Consider the following 1,344-nt stretch of genomic DNA (forward strand, 5'->3'; position numbering starts at 1 on the left):
AACGGGAAGATCCACTCCGGGCGGGCTGCCGAGATCACCTGCACCCCACCATGATCCACGATGGACGCGAGACCCAGTTACGAGACGTCCCTTAGCTCGATGAGCCGATCGGCAGATGCAAGCGCCCTTCGGCGTAACTCGGCCGGGCTTCCGGAACTGGTGGTCATCTTGTCTGCGAGTACGGCGAGTGTGCAGCGCGCCTCAGCGGCGATGCCGCGCCCGGCGGCCTCCACGGCGCGCAGGGTCCCCTCAGGGCCTTGGACGATCTCGGCGAACAAGGCGAGTAGCCGCGAGTTACGCACGAGTGGTCCGTCCGTCATCGTCCGGCCTTTCGCTGTTCCATCACCGCTGCCGCTTCGGCCGAGTCCAGGACTCAGGAAGTGACCCGCTTGGTGACCGGTCTACTGCTGTACTTCGCTGCTGTACCGGCCCGATCGTAGCAACGGCGAAACCCGGTCAGGGTCGCTGACCTGCGGAGGAGTGGGCCGCCAGGGACTCGAACCCTGAATGCCGGACGTTGCCGATAGATCATCCTGAATAGGGCAAATCCGGCCCCTGGCCAGGGCGGCGACCCTCATTGCCTCTCGACGTTTTACAGGCCTTTCCGAGCTCAGTTGTGCCGGATCTGTGCCCGATGCTCATGCTTGAAATCGAACTTGATCAAGACGGATCAAGATCTCTAGAGTGCCCGACGTGAAGCGGGAAGTCTCCTCGAGACGTAGAATCGCGGTGAGGGCGAAGCGCCAGGCCGAGATTCCGGCACCGGTGTGAGGGAGGGGGCAGGATGTTCGGTTGGAAAGAGAAGCTCAACGACCTGATGGCGCAGCTCAGGCCCGACCTGAGTCGGGAATCGCTCGGCGTCGGGCCCGACTTCCCGGGCGTCGCCCCGAACCCGCTCCTGAGCAGTGATGCACGGAAGCGCAATGCGGAACTGCGTATGGGGGCGCTTGCGCTCGGCGTTCTCGTCGACTGGCGGGAGGTCAGCAGCGACGGCAGTCCACGGGTGGTCCTGATGTTCGACGTGGAGACCGCCGACGGCATCTCGTTCCGCGGTATCGCAGACGAAGACCTCACGATCACCGAGCTCTCCCGACTCGCCCCAGGACAGACGTTGCCCGTGCGCTACCGGCCGGCCGTCATGGACCACTACGTCGCCCTTGCCCGGGACGCGGACCCCGCCCATGTGCAGCTGCTCTCTGACGAGATCGCGAGCCGCAAGCGGACCTGACCCGAAGCCATTGGCCGGATCCCTAAGGGACGTCTCGTAACTGGGTCTCGCGTCCATCGTGGATCATGGTGGGGTGCAGGTGATCTCGGCAGCCCGCCCGGAGTGGATCTTCCCGT

The 1,344-nt window shown here is 64.7% G+C and carries 1 protein-coding gene; it reads left to right on the top strand.

The features are described 5' to 3' along the window. The first annotated feature begins 784 nt into the window (after positions 1 to 784). Positions 785 to 1,228 carry a hypothetical protein gene (locus ACGFZ2_RS34320; RefSeq protein ID WP_393461032.1) on the top strand — a complete coding sequence of 148 codons (444 nt, stop codon included), beginning with the start codon at positions 785 to 787 and terminating at the stop codon, positions 1,226 to 1,228. The last annotated feature ends 116 nt before the right edge of the window (positions 1,229 to 1,344 follow it).

Source organism: Micromonospora sp. NPDC048063, from assembly GCF_043202855.1.
Lineage (GTDB): Bacteria > Actinomycetota > Actinomycetes > Mycobacteriales > Micromonosporaceae > Micromonospora.